This window comes from Klebsiella sp. ZJOU C1 (genome assembly GCF_035620215.1).
Classification (GTDB): Bacteria; Pseudomonadota; Gammaproteobacteria; order Enterobacterales; family Enterobacteriaceae; genus Klebsiella; species Klebsiella variicola.
The window spans coordinates 1,122,861-1,138,934 of sequence record NZ_CP141644.1 but is presented as its reverse complement, the minus strand read 5'-3'; the positions used below and the strand labels follow the sequence as shown (position 1 = coordinate 1,138,934).

At 58.2% G+C, this 16,074-nt stretch carries 18 protein-coding genes; 10 read left to right on the top strand and 8 right to left on the bottom strand.

Features of this window, described 5'->3' with window-relative positions:
* Positions 1-153 precede the first annotated feature (153 nt).
* A complete protein-coding gene (locus SPE70_RS05360; protein WP_012542696.1) occupies positions 154-1,518 on the top strand; it encodes an MFS transporter in 1,365 nt (454 codons plus the stop codon).
* 42 nt (positions 1,519-1,560) lie between these two features.
* Here SPE70_RS05360 and SPE70_RS05355 read toward each other — a convergent pair whose 3' ends face one another.
* Positions 1,561-2,052, bottom strand: a complete 492-nt coding sequence (locus SPE70_RS05355) for a YajQ family cyclic di-GMP-binding protein (RefSeq protein ID WP_002891465.1) — start codon at positions 2,050-2,052, stop codon at positions 1,561-1,563.
* A gap of 217 nt (positions 2,053-2,269) precedes the next feature.
* Between SPE70_RS05355 and panE the strand changes: the two genes are divergently transcribed.
* From panE to SPE70_RS05340, 3 genes are read left to right on the top strand one after another with little or no spacing between them, the layout of a single operon-like run.
* Complete coding sequence (gene panE, locus SPE70_RS05350) at positions 2,270-3,181, top strand: 2-dehydropantoate 2-reductase (protein ID WP_008805385.1); 912 nt, start codon at positions 2,270-2,272, stop codon at positions 3,179-3,181.
* Positions 3,144-3,737, top strand: a complete 594-nt coding sequence (gene yajL / locus SPE70_RS05345) for a protein deglycase YajL (RefSeq protein WP_008805384.1) — start codon at positions 3,144-3,146, stop codon at positions 3,735-3,737. Before panE ends, yajL begins: the two co-directional genes overlap by 38 nt.
* A 50-nt stretch (positions 3,738-3,787) precedes the next feature.
* Positions 3,788-4,264, top strand: a complete 477-nt coding sequence (locus tag SPE70_RS05340) for an SRPBCC family protein (RefSeq protein ID WP_022066303.1) — start codon at positions 3,788-3,790, stop codon at positions 4,262-4,264.
* 70 nt (positions 4,265-4,334) lie between these two features.
* On the opposite strand, the gene thiI is transcribed toward SPE70_RS05340, so the two are convergent.
* Positions 4,335-5,783 carry a tRNA uracil 4-sulfurtransferase ThiI gene (gene thiI, locus SPE70_RS05335; protein WP_008805382.1) on the bottom strand — a complete coding sequence of 483 codons (1,449 nt, stop codon included), beginning with the start codon at positions 5,781-5,783 and terminating at the stop codon, positions 4,335-4,337.
* 181 nt (positions 5,784-5,964) lie between these two features.
* On the opposite strand from thiI, the gene xseB reads away from it, so the two are divergent.
* The 4 genes from xseB to SPE70_RS05315 are packed head-to-tail and all read left to right on the top strand — an operon-like array spanning position 5,965 to position 10,024.
* The gene (gene xseB, locus SPE70_RS05330; RefSeq protein ID WP_002891398.1) at positions 5,965-6,207 is read left to right on the top strand and encodes an exodeoxyribonuclease VII small subunit; all 243 of its coding nucleotides are present in this window, start codon (positions 5,965-5,967) and stop codon (positions 6,205-6,207) included.
* Between the two features lies 1 nt (position 6,208).
* Positions 6,209-7,108: a (2E,6E)-farnesyl diphosphate synthase gene (ispA, locus tag SPE70_RS05325; protein ID WP_008805381.1), complete on the top strand. Its 900-nt coding sequence runs from the start codon at positions 6,209-6,211 to the stop codon at positions 7,106-7,108.
* Positions 7,109-7,126: 18 nt separating this feature from the next.
* On the top strand, positions 7,127-8,989 hold the full coding sequence (dxs, locus tag SPE70_RS05320) for a 1-deoxy-D-xylulose-5-phosphate synthase (protein ID WP_016160374.1): 1,863 nt from the start codon (positions 7,127-7,129) through the stop codon (positions 8,987-8,989).
* A 60-nt stretch (positions 8,990-9,049) separates the two neighbouring features.
* On the top strand, positions 9,050-10,024 hold the full coding sequence (locus SPE70_RS05315; protein WP_016160373.1) for an aldo/keto reductase: 975 nt from the start codon (positions 9,050-9,052) through the stop codon (positions 10,022-10,024).
* 45 nt (positions 10,025-10,069) lie between these two features.
* On the opposite strand, the gene pgpA is transcribed toward SPE70_RS05315, so the two are convergent.
* The 6 genes from pgpA to nrdR all read right to left on the bottom strand — a co-directional run bounded on the left by pgpA (position 10,070) and on the right by nrdR (position 14,164).
* Positions 10,070-10,537 (bottom strand): phosphatidylglycerophosphatase A, encoded by a 468-nt coding sequence (pgpA, locus tag SPE70_RS05310; protein ID WP_004204830.1) that lies wholly within the window; start codon positions 10,535-10,537, stop codon positions 10,070-10,072.
* Between the two features lie 28 nt (positions 10,538-10,565).
* Positions 10,566-11,537, bottom strand: coding sequence for a thiamine-phosphate kinase (thiL, locus tag SPE70_RS05305; protein ID WP_012542699.1), 972 nt, complete (start codon positions 11,535-11,537; stop codon positions 10,566-10,568).
* A gap of 73 nt (positions 11,538-11,610) precedes the next feature.
* A complete protein-coding gene (gene nusB / locus SPE70_RS05300; protein ID WP_008805376.1) occupies positions 11,611-12,030 on the bottom strand; it encodes a transcription antitermination factor NusB in 420 nt (139 codons plus the stop codon).
* Between the two features lie 19 nt (positions 12,031-12,049).
* Positions 12,050-12,520: a 6,7-dimethyl-8-ribityllumazine synthase gene (gene ribE / locus SPE70_RS05295; protein WP_001021161.1), complete on the bottom strand. Its 471-nt coding sequence runs from the start codon at positions 12,518-12,520 to the stop codon at positions 12,050-12,052.
* Between the two features lie 87 nt (positions 12,521-12,607).
* Complete coding sequence (gene ribD / locus SPE70_RS05290; protein WP_016160372.1) at positions 12,608-13,711, bottom strand: bifunctional diaminohydroxyphosphoribosylaminopyrimidine deaminase/5-amino-6-(5-phosphoribosylamino)uracil reductase RibD; 1,104 nt, start codon at positions 13,709-13,711, stop codon at positions 12,608-12,610.
* 3 nt (positions 13,712-13,714) lie between these two features.
* Positions 13,715-14,164, bottom strand: coding sequence for a transcriptional regulator NrdR (gene nrdR / locus SPE70_RS05285; RefSeq protein ID WP_002890417.1), 450 nt, complete (start codon positions 14,162-14,164; stop codon positions 13,715-13,717).
* A gap of 147 nt (positions 14,165-14,311) precedes the next feature.
* On the opposite strand from nrdR, the gene SPE70_RS05280 reads away from it, so the two are divergent.
* Positions 14,312-14,851, top strand: a complete 540-nt coding sequence (locus tag SPE70_RS05280; RefSeq protein WP_008805374.1) for a SadB/YajI family lipoprotein — start codon at positions 14,312-14,314, stop codon at positions 14,849-14,851.
* Between the two features lie 300 nt (positions 14,852-15,151).
* The gene (locus SPE70_RS05275) at positions 15,152-16,036 is read left to right on the top strand and encodes a nucleoside-specific channel-forming protein Tsx (RefSeq protein WP_004204836.1); all 885 of its coding nucleotides are present in this window, start codon (positions 15,152-15,154) and stop codon (positions 16,034-16,036) included.
* Positions 16,037-16,074: the final 38 nt, after the last annotated feature.

Sequence of the window (16,074 nt, the reverse complement as noted above, 5' to 3'; positions counted from 1 at the left end):
CCCTCGCCAGTGGAGTCCCCCTCCACTGGTTTATTGATTTTTACCAACTTGTCTCATCGCGCAACAGCCCCGTAATATCTGTTAAACAAACATTTATTTACGCTTCTTACCCCCCGCCGCTACACTAGGCGCAGTTTTTATATTGAGGTGGTAATGAACGATAACAAAATGACGCCAGGGGAACTGCGCGCGACCTGGGGTTTGGGGACGGTATTCTCCCTGCGCATGCTTGGCATGTTTATGGTCCTGCCGGTTCTGACCACGTATGGCATGGCGTTGCAGGGCGCCAGTGAAGCGCTGATTGGCCTGGCGATCGGTATCTACGGCCTGGCGCAGGCGATTTTCCAAATCCCCTTCGGACTGTTATCTGACCGTATTGGCCGTAAGCCGCTGATCGTCGGCGGCCTGCTCATCTTTGTACTCGGCAGCGTCATCGCCGCGCTCACCGACTCTATCTGGGGCATCATTCTTGGCCGCGCCCTGCAGGGCTCCGGCGCTATCGCCGCCGCGGTCATGGCCTTGCTGTCCGATCTCACTCGCGAACAGAACCGCACCAAAGCGATGGCCTTTATCGGCGTCAGCTTCGGCGTCACCTTCGCCATCGCCATGGTGCTGGGGCCGATTGTCACCCACCAGCTGGGTCTGCACGCGCTGTTCTGGATGATCGCCATTCTGGCGACCATCGGCATCCTGCTCACCCTGTGGGTGGTGCCCAACAGCCATAACCACGTGCTCAACCGCGAATCCGGGATGGTGAAGGGCTGCTTTAGCAAAGTACTGGTGGAACCACGCCTGCTGAAGCTCAACTTTGGCATCATGTGCCTGCACATCATGCTGATGTCGACCTTTGTCGCGCTGCCCGGCCAACTGGAGGCTGCTGGCTTTCCGGCCGCCGAGCACTGGAAGATTTACCTGGTCACCATGGTTATCTCGTTCATCTCGGTGGTGCCGTTTATCATCTATGCCGAAGTGAAGCGCAAAATGAAGCGCGTCTTCCTGCTCTGCGTCGCCATCCTGCTGATTGCGGAAATTGTCCTCTGGGGCGCTGGAGGCTACTTCTGGGAACTGGTGGCGGGCGTCCAGCTCTTCTTCCTGGCGTTTAACCTGCTGGAAGCGCTGCTGCCATCGTTAATTAGCAAGGAGTCGCCGGCGGGCTATAAAGGCACCGCAATGGGCGTCTACTCCACCAGCCAGTTCCTCGGCGTGGCGATTGGCGGCGCGCTTGGCGGCTGGGTCGATGGTTTCTTTGATTCGCAAACCGTGTTCTTGCTGGGAGCCCTGCTGGCAATGCTGTGGCTGCTGGTGGCCAGTACCATGAGCGAGCCGCCGTACGTCAGCAGCCTGCGGGTGGAGGTGCCGGATGGCGTGGTGGTCGACAGCGCGCTACAGACGCGTCTGCTGAACGCCAACGGGGTTCATCAGGCGCTGGTGGTGCCTGAGGAGCGCTCGGTGTATATCAAAATCGACAGCAAGGTCACCAACCGCTTCGAGATCGAGCAGCTCATCAAAGGGGTATAAAAAAAGCGGGGAATTCCCCGCTTTTTGCTGTCTGTCGCCGCGTTAGTCGCGGAAGTTTTTGAACTGGAACGGCTGCCCCAGATCGCCGCCGCGCACCAGCGCCATCACCGACTGTAGATCGTCGCGGGACTTACCGGTCACGCGGATCTCTTCGCCCTGAATCTGCGCCTGCACTTTCAGCTTGCTGTCTTTGATCAGTTTGACGATCTTCTTCTGCACCGCGCTTTCAATGCCCTGCTTCAGCTTCGCTTCAACAAACCAGGTTTTACCGCTGTGCACGATATCTTCCGGCACGTCGAGGGAGGTACCTTCAATGCCGCGCTTAAGCAGCTTAGCGCGCAGGATATCCAGCAGCTGGTTCACCTGGAAGTCAGACTCACTCAGCACCTTAATGGTTTTGTTGGCGTCGTTTAATTCAAAAGTGGCTTCAACGCCACGAAAATCAAAACGCGACTCGACTTCGCGGCTCGCGTTGTCCACCGCGTTACGGGCTTCCTGAAGATCAACTTCAGAGACAATATCGAAAGATGGCATCTTTTCCTCTCCTTCCGTTTCTTTTGCGTTGCATAATACCTGCAACGCGGCATAACTCAACTTGTTATCCCGGAAGCTTAGCTGATTACGCAACGCTCGCGCTATTTACCCGTGCTGCCCGACGACGCCGAATCCCCCTTTCCGTCCGACAATGCGAAAAGCGACGAGATAGACTTTAGCCATCAGCGCCTGGGGTAGCGGCAGATGAGGAGGAACAATGAAAGTAACCGTACTGGGATGCGGTGCACTGGGACAACTATGGCTGACCGCGTTGTGCAAACAGGGACATGAAGTCCAGGGCTGGCTACGCGTACCGCAGCCATTCTGTAGCGTCAATGTCATTGAAACCGACGGCTCGGTGTTCAACGAATCACTGACGGCCAACGACCCCGATTTTCTCGCCAGCAGCGAGCTGCTGATCGTCACCTTAAAGGCCTGGCAGGTGTCGAATGCGGTGAAGCACCTGGCCGGGATCCTGCCGGTCACTACGCCAATTGTGCTGGTGCATAACGGCATGGGCACCGTCGAGGAGCTGCGCGGCGTGAAACAGCCTTTGCTGCTGGCCTCCACCACCCAGGCAGCGCGTCGCGACGGGAATGTGATCATCCACGTCGCCCAGGGCACCACCCATATCGGTCCGGCGAAAAGCTACGAGGAGGACTACAGCTATCTCGCGGAAGTCCTGCAAAGCGTACTGCCGGATGTCGCCTGGCACAACCATATCTACTCGGCCACCTGGCGCAAGCTGGCGGTAAACTGCGTCATTAATCCTCTGACCGCCCTCAAAGGATGTAAAAACGGCGATCTGCGCCACTATCCGCAGGAGGTTGCCGCCATTTGCCAGGAAGTGGCGGCGGTGATGGAGCGCGAAGGTATTCATACCTCGGCGGAAAACCTGCTATTTTATGTCGAACAGGTGATTGAAAGTACGGCAGAAAATATCTCATCCATGCTGCAGGACATCCGCGCCCAGCGGCACACGGAGATCGACTATATCACCGGTTTTCTGCTCAACCGCGCCCGCGCCCACGGCGTTGCCGTACCGGAAAACGCCCGCTTATTTGAATTGATCAAGCGTAAGGAGAATGAATATGAGCGCGTCGGCACTGATTTGCCTCGCCCCTGGTAGCGAAGAGACCGAAGCGGTCACCACTATCGATCTGCTGGTCCGCGGCGGAGTGAAGGTAACCACCGCCAGCGTCGCCAGCGACGGCGGCCTGACCATCGTCTGCTCACGCGGCGTCAAACTGCTGGCGGATGCGCCGCTGGTCGAGGTGGCCGATGGTGATTTCGATATCATCGTCCTCCCGGGCGGCATCAAGGGCGCAGAGTGCTTCCGCGACAGCCCGCTGTTGGTGGAAACCGTCCGACAGTTCCACCTCTCAGGCCGCATTGTGGCCGCCATCTGCGCCGCCCCGGCGACCGTGCTGGTGCCCCATCAGCTGTTCCCAATCGGTAACATGACCGGTTTTCCGGCGCTGAAGGAACATATCCCCGCCGATCAGTGGCAGGATAAACGGGTGGTCTGGGATCCACGGGTGAATCTGTTAACCAGCCAGGGACCGGGGACATCGATTGATTTCGCCCTGAAAATGATTGACCTGTTGGTGGGTCGCGAGAAAGCGTATGAGGTCGCCTCGCAGCTGGTAATGGCCGCCGGCATCTATAATTACTACGAAGCCTGATAGCCGGTCCGCGCCGCGGACTGGCTCCCCTTTTCCTGAGGAGTCGTAGCATGTCCCGTAGCGCATCCGATTCTCGCGATCTTGTCATCAGCCGCCTGCTCAGCGCGCCAGCCTCTGCCCTGTGGCGCGCGTGGGCCGACCCGGCATTACTCAAAACCTGGTGGTGCCCGAAGCCCTGGTCTACTGAGGTGCTGGCCTTTGATTTTCGCTCTGGCGGGGCTTTTCATACCGTGATGCACGGCCCTGACGGTGAACGCAGCGATAATCCCGGCTGTTTTCTTGCGGTCATCCCGCAACAAAAAATCGTCATGACCTCGATGCTGACGGCGGATTATCGTCCTGCCGTGTCCCCTTTTGCCATGACGGCCATCATCACCTTTGCCGACGAAAAAGACGGATGTCGCTATACGGCCACGGTGCTGCATGCGGATGATGAAACTCGCGAGCAGCATGAGCAGATGGGATTTTTTGAGGGCTGGAATATCGTCATCGATCAGTTGAATGACCTGGCGATGACCCTGCGCTAATGCGCTGGCCCGGGGATGACAAAAAGGCCTTCCATCGGGGAAGGCCTTTTTCAATATGGATGGCAACCCGTTACGGGCGATACACTTTCACGTTGCTGAAGCCCTGCTCGCGCAGATAGAGCGCCTGCAGACGGCTCATCACCCCGCGCTCGCACCACAGCAGCCAGGTTTTGCTCTGATCGAGATCGCCAAATTTGGTGCTCAGCTTGTAGAACGGCAGCGAAACGACCTCAACGCCCTCGACCTTCAGCGGCTTGTCTTCCTGCTCGTCAATGGAGCGGATGTCGAGGATCGCGTCGTTAGCGCCAAAGCCGGTCACGGTTTCCACTTCAACCACGGCGGCTTCCGTCTGCTGGGCAATATCGCGAATGTCGATATTGCTCGCCTCTTCCACCACTTTATCGAGGATGCTGAAATCGAAGTGTTCTTCCTCCGCTTCAATCTTCGCCTTCACCGCCTTCACGGTCGGGCTCTTCGAGATCACGCCGCAGTATTCCGGCATGGTGCGGGCGAAATCTTCCGTGCCGATCTCACGCGCCAGGTCGATGATGTGCTCTTTATCGTGCGAAATCAGCGGACGCAGGATCAGAGTATCGGAGACGTTGTCGATCAGACGCAGGTTAGTGAGGGTCTGACTGGAAACCTGGCCCAGCGCTTCGCCGGTGACCAGCGCCTGCACGCCGTAGCGTTCCGCGACTTTTGACGCGGCGCGGACCATCATGCGCTTGAGCACGACGCCCATCTGACCGTCGTCCACTTTTTCGAGGATTTCGCCGACCACGGGCTCAAAGTTAATCGCCACAAAGCGAACACGGTGCGAGCTGCCGAAGCGGTTCCACAGGTAATGCGCGACCTGGCGAACGCCAATCTCATGGGCGGCGCCGCCAAGGTTAAAGAAGCAGTAGTGCACGCGGCAGCCGCGGCGCATCAGCATATAGCTGGAAACGCCGGAGTCAAAGCCGCCGGAGATCAGCGACAGCACATCTTCCTGGGTGCCGATCGGGAAGCCGCCGATGCCTTCATAGCGGCCTTTCACCAGCAGCAGGCGATCGTTTTCAATCTCGAGATTGACGGTGACGTCCGGGTCGGTCAGCTTCACGCGCGCCGTTTCAATATGCTGATTCAGACCGCCGCCGACGTAGCGTTCCACCTCAATGGAGGTGAATTCATGTTTGCCGCGACGCTTCACACGCACGCAGAAGGTCTTGCCTTCCAGCGCCTCGCGCCACAGCGGCAGCGTCTTTTCAAAAATATCGTGCAGCGAGGTGAACGGTACGTCTTCGACTTCCAGAATATGGTGGATGCCGGGGATACGGGTCAGCGCATCGCGAATAGCCGGGCGCTGATTTTCATCTTTCGCGCGAACTTCGATATGATCCCAATGACGGACGACGGCCAGCGTCTCGTCATAATTTTTGAGAACGTTACGAATGTTCCCGGTTAAGATTTTAATGAAGCGCAACCGCACAGATTGGCTTTTGATGGTGATTTCCGGGAACAATTTAATGATAAACTTCATGGCGACAATAGTTCGTTGGCAAGCCCGACGGGGCTATAAGCAAAAGTTGTAAAGCAGCGCACACCGGTGCCTGCATCCTGGGCGCGGAGTATATCACCATTGCGCGTTATTTGCTTACACGCGTGACTTCGTTACCATACCCGGTATTGCCGTCGCGACATAACAAGAGTCTACATTCACTATGCCAAAGAAAAATGAGGCCCCGGCCAGCTTTGAAACTGCTCTGGGCGAACTGGAGCAGATCGTTAACCGTCTGGAAAGCGGCGATTTGCCGTTAGAGGAAGCGCTAAGCGAATTTGAGCGCGGCGTACAGCTGGCGCGCCAGGGGCAAAGTCAGCTGCAGAAGGCCGAACAGCGCGTGCAGATCCTGCTGGCGGATAGTGAAGATTCCCCGACCACGCCTTTTACGCCGGACGCTGAATAAAATGGATTTCCCGCAACAATTGCAGGCCTGTGTGGAACAGGCTAATGGGGCATTGCGCCGTTTTATCGCGCCGCAGCCCTTTCAGAACACTCCGCTGGTGGAAGCGATGCATTATGGCGCACTCTTAGGCGGTAAACGCCTGCGCCCCTTCCTTGTCTATGCCACCGGCGCGATGTTCGGCGTCAGCCGCACCACGCTCGATGCCCCCGCCGCGGCGGTCGAATGTATTCATGCTTATTCCCTGATGCATGATGATTTGCCGGCGATGGATGATGACGATCTGCGTCGCGGACTGCCGACTTGTCATATTAAATTTGGCGAAGCCAACGCAATTCTTGCGGGAGATGCCCTGCAAACGCTGGCGTTCTCTATACTGAGTGATGCGCCGATGGCCGACGTCTCTGATCGGGACCGGCTGGCGATGGTCTCCGAACTGGCGCAGGCCAGCGGCGTGGCGGGTATGTGCGGCGGCCAGGCGCTGGATCTGGAGGCGGAAGGACAGCAGGTGGATCTGCAGGCGCTGGAGCGTATCCATCGCCACAAAACGGGGGCGTTGATCCGCGCCGCCGTCCGGATGGGGGCGCTGAGCGCCGGCGAACGCGGCCGCGCTGCCCTGCCCGCGCTGGATCGCTATGCGGAAAATATCGGTCTTGCCTTCCAGGTCCAGGATGACATTCTCGACGTGGTAGGGGATACTGCGACCCTTGGCAAACGTCAGGGTGCCGACCAGCAATTGGGTAAAAGCACCTATCCCGCCCTCCTGGGTCTTGAGCAAGCCCGGAAGAAAGCGCACGACCTGATCGCTGATGCCCGCCGGTCGTTAGATGAGCTGGCCGCACAATCTCTGGATACTTCGGCACTGGAAGCGCTCGCGAATTACATTATTCAGCGCGATAAATAAACAATAAATGAGTCTCTGATGAGTTTTGATATTGCCAAATACCCGACCCTGGCGCTGGTAGATTCCACCCAGGAGTTGCGCCTGTTGCCAAAAGAGAGCCTGCCGAAGCTGTGTGATGAGCTGCGGCGCTATCTGCTGGACAGCGTCAGCCGCTCCAGCGGTCACTTTGCCTCTGGCCTCGGCACGGTGGAACTGACCGTGGCGCTGCACTACGTGTATAACACGCCGTTCGATCGCCTGATCTGGGACGTCGGCCATCAGGCCTACCCGCATAAAATTCTGACCGGCCGCCGGGACAAAATCGGCACCATTCGCCAGAAAGGCGGCCTGCACCCCTTCCCGTGGCGCGGTGAAAGCGAGTATGACGTGCTGAGCGTCGGCCACTCCTCGACCTCCATTTCAGCCGGTATCGGGGTGGCTATCGCCGCCGCGAAAGAGGATAAGCAGCGGCGCGCAGTGTGCGTGATTGGCGACGGGGCGATCACCGCCGGCATGGCGTTTGAAGCGATGAACCACGCCGGGGATATCAAACCCGACCTGCTGGTGGTGCTGAATGACAATGAAATGTCGATTTCCGAGAACGTTGGCGCGCTGAACAATCATCTGGCGCAGCTGCTCTCCGGCAAGCTCTACTCCACCCTGCGCGAAGGGGGTAAAAAGGTCTTCTCCGGGGTGCCGCCGATTAAAGAGCTGCTTAAACGAACCGAAGAACATATCAAAGGGATGGTGGTGCCGGGCACGCTGTTTGAAGAGCTGGGCTTTAACTACATCGGGCCGGTCGATGGCCACGATGTGCTCGGTCTGGTCAGCACGCTGAAGAACATGCGCGACCTGAAAGGCCCGCAGTTCCTGCATATTATGACCAAAAAGGGCCGCGGCTATGAGCCTGCCGAGAAAGACCCGATCACCTTCCATGCGGTGCCAAAATTCGACCATACCAGCGGCGTACTGCCCAAAAGCAGCGGCGGTCTCCCTTCCTACTCGAAAATCTTCGGCGACTGGCTGTGCGAAACGGCGGCCAAAGACAGCAAGCTGATGGCGATCACGCCGGCGATGCGCGAAGGTTCAGGGATGGTGGAGTTTTCGAAGAAATTCCCCGATCAGTACTTTGACGTCGCCATTGCCGAGCAGCATGCGGTCACCTTCGCCGCCGGGCTGGCGATTGGCGACTACAAGCCGGTGGTGGCGATCTACTCCACCTTCCTGCAGCGAGCCTACGATCAGGTGATCCACGATGTGGCTATCCAGAAGCTGCCGGTGCTGTTTGCTATCGACCGCGCCGGGATTGTCGGTGCAGACGGCCAGACGCATCAGGGAGCGTTCGATCTCTCCTTCCTGCGCTGTATTCCGGATATGGTGGTGATGACCCCGAGCGATGAAAATGAATGTCGCCAGATGCTGCATACCGGCTACCATTACAGCGACGGCCCCTGCGCCGTGCGCTATCCGCGCGGTAGCGGCACCGGCGCGACGCTCGAGCCGCTGGCATCGCTGCCGATCGGCAAAGGGGTAGTGAAACGTCAGGGCGAGAAAATAGCGATCCTCAACTTTGGCACCCTGCTGCCGGAAGCCGCGGCGGTAGCGGATAAACTCAACGCGACCCTCGTGGATATGCGCTTTGTGAAGCCGCTGGATACGGCGCTGATCCTGCAGCTGGCCGGCGAACACGACGCGCTGGTGACGCTGGAAGAGAACGCCATCATGGGCGGCGCCGGCAGCGGCGTGAACGAAGTGCTGATGGCCCATCGCCGGGCGGTACCGGTGCTCAATATTGGCCTGCCGGATTATTTTATTCCTCAGGGCACTCAGGAAGAGATCCGCGCCGACCTCGGCCTTGATGCCGCCGGTATTGAAGCCAAAATCCGCGACTGGCTGGCATAATTGCCCCTTCCGCTCCTGCTATGCTTAAGGGATACCCTTGATGAATAGCAGGAGCGCACTATGCACTATATCCCCCTCGGTGATACTGCCTTACGGGTTTCCCGACTCTGCCTCGGCTGCATGACCTTCGGCGAGCCGGACCGCGGCAGACACGCCTGGACGCTTCCGGAAGAGAGCAGCCGCCCGCTTATCCAGCACGCTATTGAAGGCGGCATCAACTTCTTCGATACCGCAAACAGCTACTCCGACGGCAGCAGTGAAGAGATCGTTGGCCGCGCCCTGCGCGACTTTGCCCGCCGTGATGAGGTGGTTGTCGCGACCAAAGTGTATCACCAGGTCGGCGATCTGGCGGAAGGGCTTTCCCGGGCGCAGATCCTGCGCTCCATCGACGACAGCCTGCGCCGTCTTGGGATGGACTATGTCGACCTGCTGCAGATCCACCGCTGGGACTATACCACCCCGATTGAAGAGACCCTCGAAGCGCTGGACGAGGTGGTGAAAGCCGGCAAAGCGCGCTATATCGGCGCCTCGTCCATGCATGCCCGACAATTTGCCCAGGCGCTGGCGCTCCAGCAGCAGAACGGCTGGGCGCGCTTTGTCACCATGCAGGATCACTACAATCTGATTTACCGGGAAGAAGAGAATGAGATGCTGCCACTGTGTCAGCACAACGGCGTGGCGGTGATCCCGTGGAGCCCGCTGGCGCGCGGCAGACTGACCCGCCCCTGGGGAGAGACCACCGCCCGGCTGGTTTCGGATGAGTTCGGCAAAACGCTTTACAGCACCAGCGAAGAAAACGACGCGCAGATCGCCGGGAATCTCGCGGACGTGGCGGAAGAACTCGACGCCAGCCGCGCCCAGGTCGCCCTCGCCTGGCTGTTAAGTAAACCTGGCGTTGCCGCGCCGATTATCGGTCCATCGCGTCAGGAACAGCTCGACGACCTGCTGCAGGCGGTGGATTTGACGCTTTCTCCGGAACAGATCGACAAGCTGGAGGCGCCGTATCAGCCGCATCCGGTGGTGGGATTTAAGTAACAAGTGTGGTTTCCCCGGCAGCATGATGCTACCGGGGAGAGACGATTAAAGCAGACCGATGGGCCAGTGATGGCCAATGACATACAGCACGCCGGCCGAGATCACGCCGGCGACGATATCGTCGACCATAATCCCCATTCCGCCGTGGATATTGCGGTCAAACCAGCGAATCGGCCACGGCTTCCACATATCGAAGATACGGAAAATCACGAAGCCAGCGGCCACCCACTGCCAGTCCAGGGTCGGCAACGCCATCAGGGTGATCCACATCCCGACAAACTCATCCCAGACTATACTGCCGTGGTCATGGGTGCCCATATCTTTGGCCGTGCGATGGCACAGATAGACGCCAATACAGATGCTCATCATCACCACCAGCGAGTAGAGCTGCCAGGGGAGAAAGGTCATCAGATACCAGAACGGGATCGCCGCCAGCGACCCCATCGTCCCCGGTACCACCGGGCTTAAGCCGCTGCCAAAGCCAGTCGCCAGCAGATGCCACGGGTTACGCATGCTCAGGCGGCGTAACGCCTCGTCTCGACTACGCAAAGTGATCGTATCCCTTTAAATCAAGCGCGACCGGCTTACCATCGCGGATAAATTGCAGCCCTTCGCTCTCCGGCGCAATCTGTCCGATACAGGTAAAACGCGCGCCAAGATGGCCAAGGGCCACGTCCAGCGCCCCGCGGTTCAGCTCCGGTACGGTAAAGCACAGTTCGTAATCTTCCCCGCCGGCGAGCGCCCAGCGCAGCGCCTGCTCGGGCTCCACCTGGCGCAGTATCGCGTCGGAATACGGCATGGCATCGAGATCGATGCGCGCGCCGCAGCCGCTGGCTTTAAGAATATGGCCCAGATCGGAGATCAGGCCGTCGGAAAGATCGATAGCCGATGTCGCCAGGTCACGCAGCGCCTGACCCTGCAGCACGCGCGGCATCGGGCGCAGATGACGAGCCAGCAGGTAGTCGGCGTCAGACGGTTCATCCACCGTCAGCCGGTTCTGCAGCACCGCCAGGCCGGCGGCGCTGTCTCCCGGGGTGCCGGTGACATAGATCCAGTCTCCTGGCTTCGCGCCAGCGCGTTTCATGGCGCGCCCTGGCGGCACAAAGCCGTGAATACCCAGCGTCATGGCGAGCGGGCCACGGGTGGTATCACCGCCAATCAGCTGCATATCGTAATAGTCCAGCTGGACAAACAGGCTGTCGCTAAAGGCTTCCAGCCAGGTTTCATCCACCTCTGGCAAAGTCAGCGCCAGCGTGAGCCACGCCGGTTCCGCGCCCATCGCCGCGAGGTCGCTCAGGTTCACCGCCAGCGCTTTATAAGCGAGGTCGGCAGGGTCGATATCGGGTAAGAAGTGATTGCCCGCCACCAGGGTGTCGGTGCTGATTGCCAGCGTTTTTTTCTCGGGGATATTCAGGAGCGCGCAGTCATCGCCGATGCCGGTTTCAACATCAAGGCGGGCGCTTTTAACGCGATCAAAATAACGGGCAATCAGGGAAAATTCGCCGCATGCCATACGTTATGCCTCAGCAAAGAAAAAAATAAGGCCGGGTTCGCTGGATGATATCCTGCAAAGCCCGGCCTGGCGTTTACTTTTTGCGGGGACGAATTACCGGAGCCGCTTTGTCCAGCACGCCGTTGACGAACTTATGGCTATCTTCAGCGCCGAAGGTTTTCGCCAGTTCGATAGCTTCATTGATGGCCACTTTATACGGTACGTCGTCACGTTTGGACAGCTCAAACAGCGCGATACGCAGCACCGCTTTTTCCACCTGGCCCAGCTCTTCCAGCTGACGGGACAGGTAGGGCTTCATCAGGCCGTCGAGGTACGCGCTGTTAGTCGCCACTCCGGACAGCAGTTCACGGAAATACAGAACATCTACATCTTTTACGTCCTGTTCCGCCAGGAACTGGTATTCGACATCAGCGATGTCGTTGTGGGACAACTGCCAGGAGTAGAGCGCCTGGACGGCACACTCACGGGCGCGGCGACGAGCAGCAGGTTTCACGGAATTCCCCTTACAAAAATCAGGCCTTGATGGCTTTCAATACGTTAATCATTTCCAGCGCGGTCAGCGCAGCTTCTGCGCCTTTGTTACCGGCTTTGGTGCCAGCGCGCTCGATGGCTTGTTCAATACTTTCAGTGGTCAGAACACCAAAGGCTACCGGGATTTCGCTGTCCTGAGCGACATGCGCCAGGCCATTGCTGGCACCGCCAGCCACATATTCAAAGTGGGCAGTACCGCCGCGGATCACCGTACCCAGCGCGATCACCGCGTCATATTTACCGGTTTTCGCCAGTGCGCCAGCCGCCAGCGGCAGCTCATACGCGCCTGGAACCCAAACAACGGTGATGTTTTCATCTTTTACCTGACCAATGCGTTTCAGGGCGTCAATCGCACCTTCCAGCAGGCTGTCATTGATAAAGTTGTTGAAACGCGCAATGGTGATGGCGACGCGAGCGTCCGGGGTAGCAACGTTAGCTTCAATAATGTTCATACTCTTCCTTCGGGTTCATGTGCCCCGCAAGGGGGGCGGATTTTATCATATTATTCTGAGCGCTGCTTCCTAATAATCAGGAAAGCCTCACGCAGTGGTTAAATGCAGGCAGACATCCGGGCCAACCTGACGTATCTCATTGAATTTGAAATGGGGTGCCTGGCTCAGTTCTTCAAGCCCCGGCAGCGCGCATAATCCACGCGCCGCATTGCCTAACAGTTTAGGCGCAATATAGACGATAAGCTCGTCGACAAGGCCAGCCTGCAGCAGCGCCCCGGCAAGCGTCGCTCCCGCCTCCACCCAGACGCTGTTCACCTGCTGTTTGCCAAGCAGCATCATCAGCAACACCAGATCGAGATGGCCGTTATGTTCCGGCACCAGCAGCGTACGAACGCTTTCCGGCCACTGGCGCTCATCCGCACGCAGGCGGGCAAACAGCGTTTCTCCTGCCTGCTGCACAATACGGTGCTCAGGCGTGACGCGGTTCTGACTGTCGATGACGACGCGCAGCGGTTGGCGCAAATTCTCTTCGGGATACAGCGCCTGAGTATCCGCGCTCAGCTCCTGCCAGCGCACGGTCAGCGCAGGATCGTCCGCCAGCACGGTGGCGCTGCTGGTGAGGATGGCATGACTTTGGGCGCGCAGACGCTGCACGTCGCGTCGCGCCTGCGGGGAGGTGATCCACTGGCTTTCACCACTGGCCATCGCCGTGCGGCCGTCCAGCGAGGCGCCCAGCTTCAGCTGCACCCAGGGAAAACCGGTGCGCATCCGCTTCAGGAAGCCCTTATTCAGCGCTTCCGCTTCGTTCATCATCAGCCCGTGGCTGACGTCAATACCGGCCTGCTGCAGACGATACAGACCGCGCCCCGCCACCTGCGGGTTTGGGTCTTGCATCGCAGCGACCACGCGGCTAACGCCGGCGGCGATCAACGCATCGCAGCACGGCGGCGTACGGCCATGGTGGCTGCAGGGCTCAAGGGTGACGTAGGCGGTGGCGCCCTGCGCCTTTTCGCCGGCCATGCGGAGCGCGTGCACTTCGGCGTGCGGCTCGCCGGCGCGATAGTGAAAGCCCTCGCCGACGATCTCGCCGTCTTTCACAATGACGCAGCCAACGTTAGGGTTAGGATGGGTGGTAAAGCGTCCGCGCGCGGCAAGCTTCAGCGCTCGCGCCATGTACATTTCGTCCTGCATGGCTTAGTCCTGTAAGCGGGCGATCTCTTCGCCGAATTCTTTGATGTCTTCAAAGCTGCGATAGACCGACGCAAAGCGAATATAGGCGACTTTATCCAGCTTTTTCAGCTGCTCCATCACCAGATTGCCAATCATTTTGCTGGCCACTTCGCGCTCGCCGGTGCCGCGCAGATGGGTTTTGATATGGTTGACCGCCATTTCCACGTCATCGGCGCTAACCGGACGTTTCTCCAGCGCTTTCAGCATCCCGCTGCGCAGCTTGTCTTCGTTGAAGGGTTCACGCACATCGTTACTCTTCACCACCCGGGGCATCACCAGCTCCGCCACTTCGAAGGTGGTAAAGCGTTCATTACAGACCAGGCACTGCCGACGGCGACGCACGGAAGAGCCTTCCCCCACCAGACGAGAGTCGATCACTTTGGTATCCACGGCGAAACAGAAAGGGCAATGCATAGCGCGTCCTGACAGGTAGTTAAACTGAAGGGTAGTTTACCGCGAAGTGACCTGACTACAAAGAAAGAGCTTTTGAGACAAAGGATCTATGAGAGTGGCAGGCGGTTTGGCTACCATTAAGCATCCTCTGCAAACGGAATCCTGACCATGACAAGACGTTACCTGAAACTCGCCATCGCGGGCAGCCTGTTTACCCTGACCGCCTGCGCCCAGCAAAGCGAAATCCGCCAGATGCACCAGAGCGTGAGTACCCTGAGCCAGGAGATGACCCAGCTCAATCAGCAAACGATCAAAATCACCCAACAAAACGCGCTGAACGCCAAATCCACCCGCGGCGTCTATCTGCTGCCGGAGGCCAAAACCCCGGCGCGGCTGGAGAGCCAGATCGGCACCCTGCGCATGTCGGTGGGCAGCATTACGCCGGACGGCGACGGGTCACGCCTGACTTTACGCATTCAGGGTGAATCCAACGATCCGCTGCCGGCCTTTACCGCCACCGTCGCCTCCGGGCAGATCACCGGCACCACCCACAGCTATCAGGAAGTCAATGTTCAGGATCAGCTGATTAGCGCCCCGGCCAGCATCCTCGCCCCCAGCGATGTGGATATCCCGTTGCGTCTGAACGTGACGCCCGACAAAGTCGGTTTTATTCGCGTCCACGATATCCAGCCCGCCGCCGCACAGTAAATCTTCACGCCGGGCCCTCCCCCGCCCGGCTACCTCCAGCCCCGTCTTTCTTATCCACTTACAACTTTTCACAAGAGTTCATTAGAAATCGTTCTGTATGGCGATTTTCAGTAGCATTTTGTCAAGAAATGCATAGAATCGTGAACGCAATCGATTACGCATGTTCTGGTTATGTGAAACAACACGTATTTTTGTGAGCAATGATTCCTATAATAGACCCCCACAGAAAGACGAAATATTTAGAAACGCTTCGGCACTTCTTTTAACGCCTTCAGGCTCAATTTAAACAGTGGCATTACTATGAAAAAAACATTACTGGCAGCGGGTGCGGTTGTGGCGCTCTCCACTTCTTTTACTGCGGGCGCGGCAGAAAACGATAAACCGCAGTACCTGTCTGACTGGTGGCACCAGAGTGTTAACGTGGTGGGCAGCTACCACACCCGTTTTGGACCGCAGATCCGTAACGATACCTACCTTGAATATGAAGCGTTCGCCAAAAAAGACTGGTTTGATTTCTACGGCTATATCGATGCCCCGGTATTCTTCGGCGGCAACAGCACGGCAAAAGGTATCTGGAACAACGGCTCGCCGCTGTTTATGGAGATCGAACCGCGTTTCTCTATCGATAAGCTGACCAATACCGATCTGAGCTTCGGGCCGTTCAAAGAGTGGTACTTCGCGAACAACTATATCTACGATATGGGCCGTAACGACTCTCAGGAGCAGAGCACCTGGTATATGGGTCTGGGTACCGATATCGATACCGGCCTGCCGATGAGCCTGTCACTGAACGTCTACGCCAAATACCAGTGGCAGAACTACGGCGCGTCCAACGAAAACGAGTGGGACGGCTACCGCTTCAAAGTGAAATACTTCGTGCCGCTGACCGACCTGTGGGGCGGCTCGCTGAGCTACATCGGTTTCACCAACTTCGACTGGGGTTCTGATCTCGGCGATGACAACTTCTACGATCTGAACGGGAAGCACGCGCGCACCAGCAACTCCATCGCCTCCAGCCACATCCTGGCGTTGAACTACGCGCACTGGCACTACTCGGTGGTGGCCCGTTACTTCCATAACGGCGGCCAGTGGGCTGACGATGCCAAGCTGAACTTCGGCGATGGCGATTTCAGCGTCCGCTCGACCGGCTGGGGTGGTTACTTCGTGGTCGGTTACAACTTCTAATTGCGGATACAGCAAGACAGCGCCCGGGCCAGCCGGGC

Excerpts from the sequence above, each read along its gene's own strand:
- panE (WP_008805385.1), top strand. The coding sequence starts at position 2,270 with ATGAAAGTAACCGTACTGGGATGCGGTGCACTGGGACAACTATGGCTG.
- pgpA (WP_004204830.1), bottom strand. The coding sequence starts at position 10,537 with ATGCGTAACCCGTGGCATCTGCTGGCGACTGGCTTTGGCAGCGGCTTA.
- SPE70_RS05355 (WP_002891465.1), bottom strand. The coding sequence starts at position 2,052 with ATGCCATCTTTCGATATTGTCTCTGAAGTTGATCTTCAGGAAGCCCGT.
- xseB (WP_002891398.1), top strand. The coding sequence starts at position 5,965 with ATGCCAAAGAAAAATGAGGCCCCGGCCAGCTTTGAAACTGCTCTGGGC.
- thiL (WP_012542699.1), bottom strand. The coding sequence starts at position 11,537 with ATGGCATGCGGCGAATTTTCCCTGATTGCCCGTTATTTTGATCGCGTT.
- yajL (WP_008805384.1), top strand. The coding sequence starts at position 3,144 with ATGAGCGCGTCGGCACTGATTTGCCTCGCCCCTGGTAGCGAAGAGACC.
- nrdR (WP_002890417.1), bottom strand. The coding sequence starts at position 14,164 with ATGCATTGCCCTTTCTGTTTCGCCGTGGATACCAAAGTGATCGACTCT.
- ribE (WP_001021161.1), bottom strand. The coding sequence starts at position 12,520 with ATGAACATTATTGAAGCTAACGTTGCTACCCCGGACGCTCGCGTCGCC.
- SPE70_RS05315 (WP_016160373.1), top strand. The coding sequence starts at position 9,050 with ATGCACTATATCCCCCTCGGTGATACTGCCTTACGGGTTTCCCGACTC.
- ispA (WP_008805381.1), top strand. The coding sequence starts at position 6,209 with ATGGATTTCCCGCAACAATTGCAGGCCTGTGTGGAACAGGCTAATGGG.
- SPE70_RS05360 (WP_012542696.1), top strand. The coding sequence starts at position 154 with ATGAACGATAACAAAATGACGCCAGGGGAACTGCGCGCGACCTGGGGT.
- dxs (WP_016160374.1), top strand. The coding sequence starts at position 7,127 with ATGAGTTTTGATATTGCCAAATACCCGACCCTGGCGCTGGTAGATTCC.
- SPE70_RS05340 (WP_022066303.1), top strand. The coding sequence starts at position 3,788 with ATGTCCCGTAGCGCATCCGATTCTCGCGATCTTGTCATCAGCCGCCTG.
- ribD (WP_016160372.1), bottom strand. The coding sequence starts at position 13,711 with ATGCAGGACGAAATGTACATGGCGCGAGCGCTGAAGCTTGCCGCGCGC.
- thiI (WP_008805382.1), bottom strand. The coding sequence starts at position 5,783 with ATGAAGTTTATCATTAAATTGTTCCCGGAAATCACCATCAAAAGCCAA.
- SPE70_RS05275 (WP_004204836.1), top strand. The coding sequence starts at position 15,152 with ATGAAAAAAACATTACTGGCAGCGGGTGCGGTTGTGGCGCTCTCCACT.
- SPE70_RS05280 (WP_008805374.1), top strand. The coding sequence starts at position 14,312 with ATGACAAGACGTTACCTGAAACTCGCCATCGCGGGCAGCCTGTTTACC.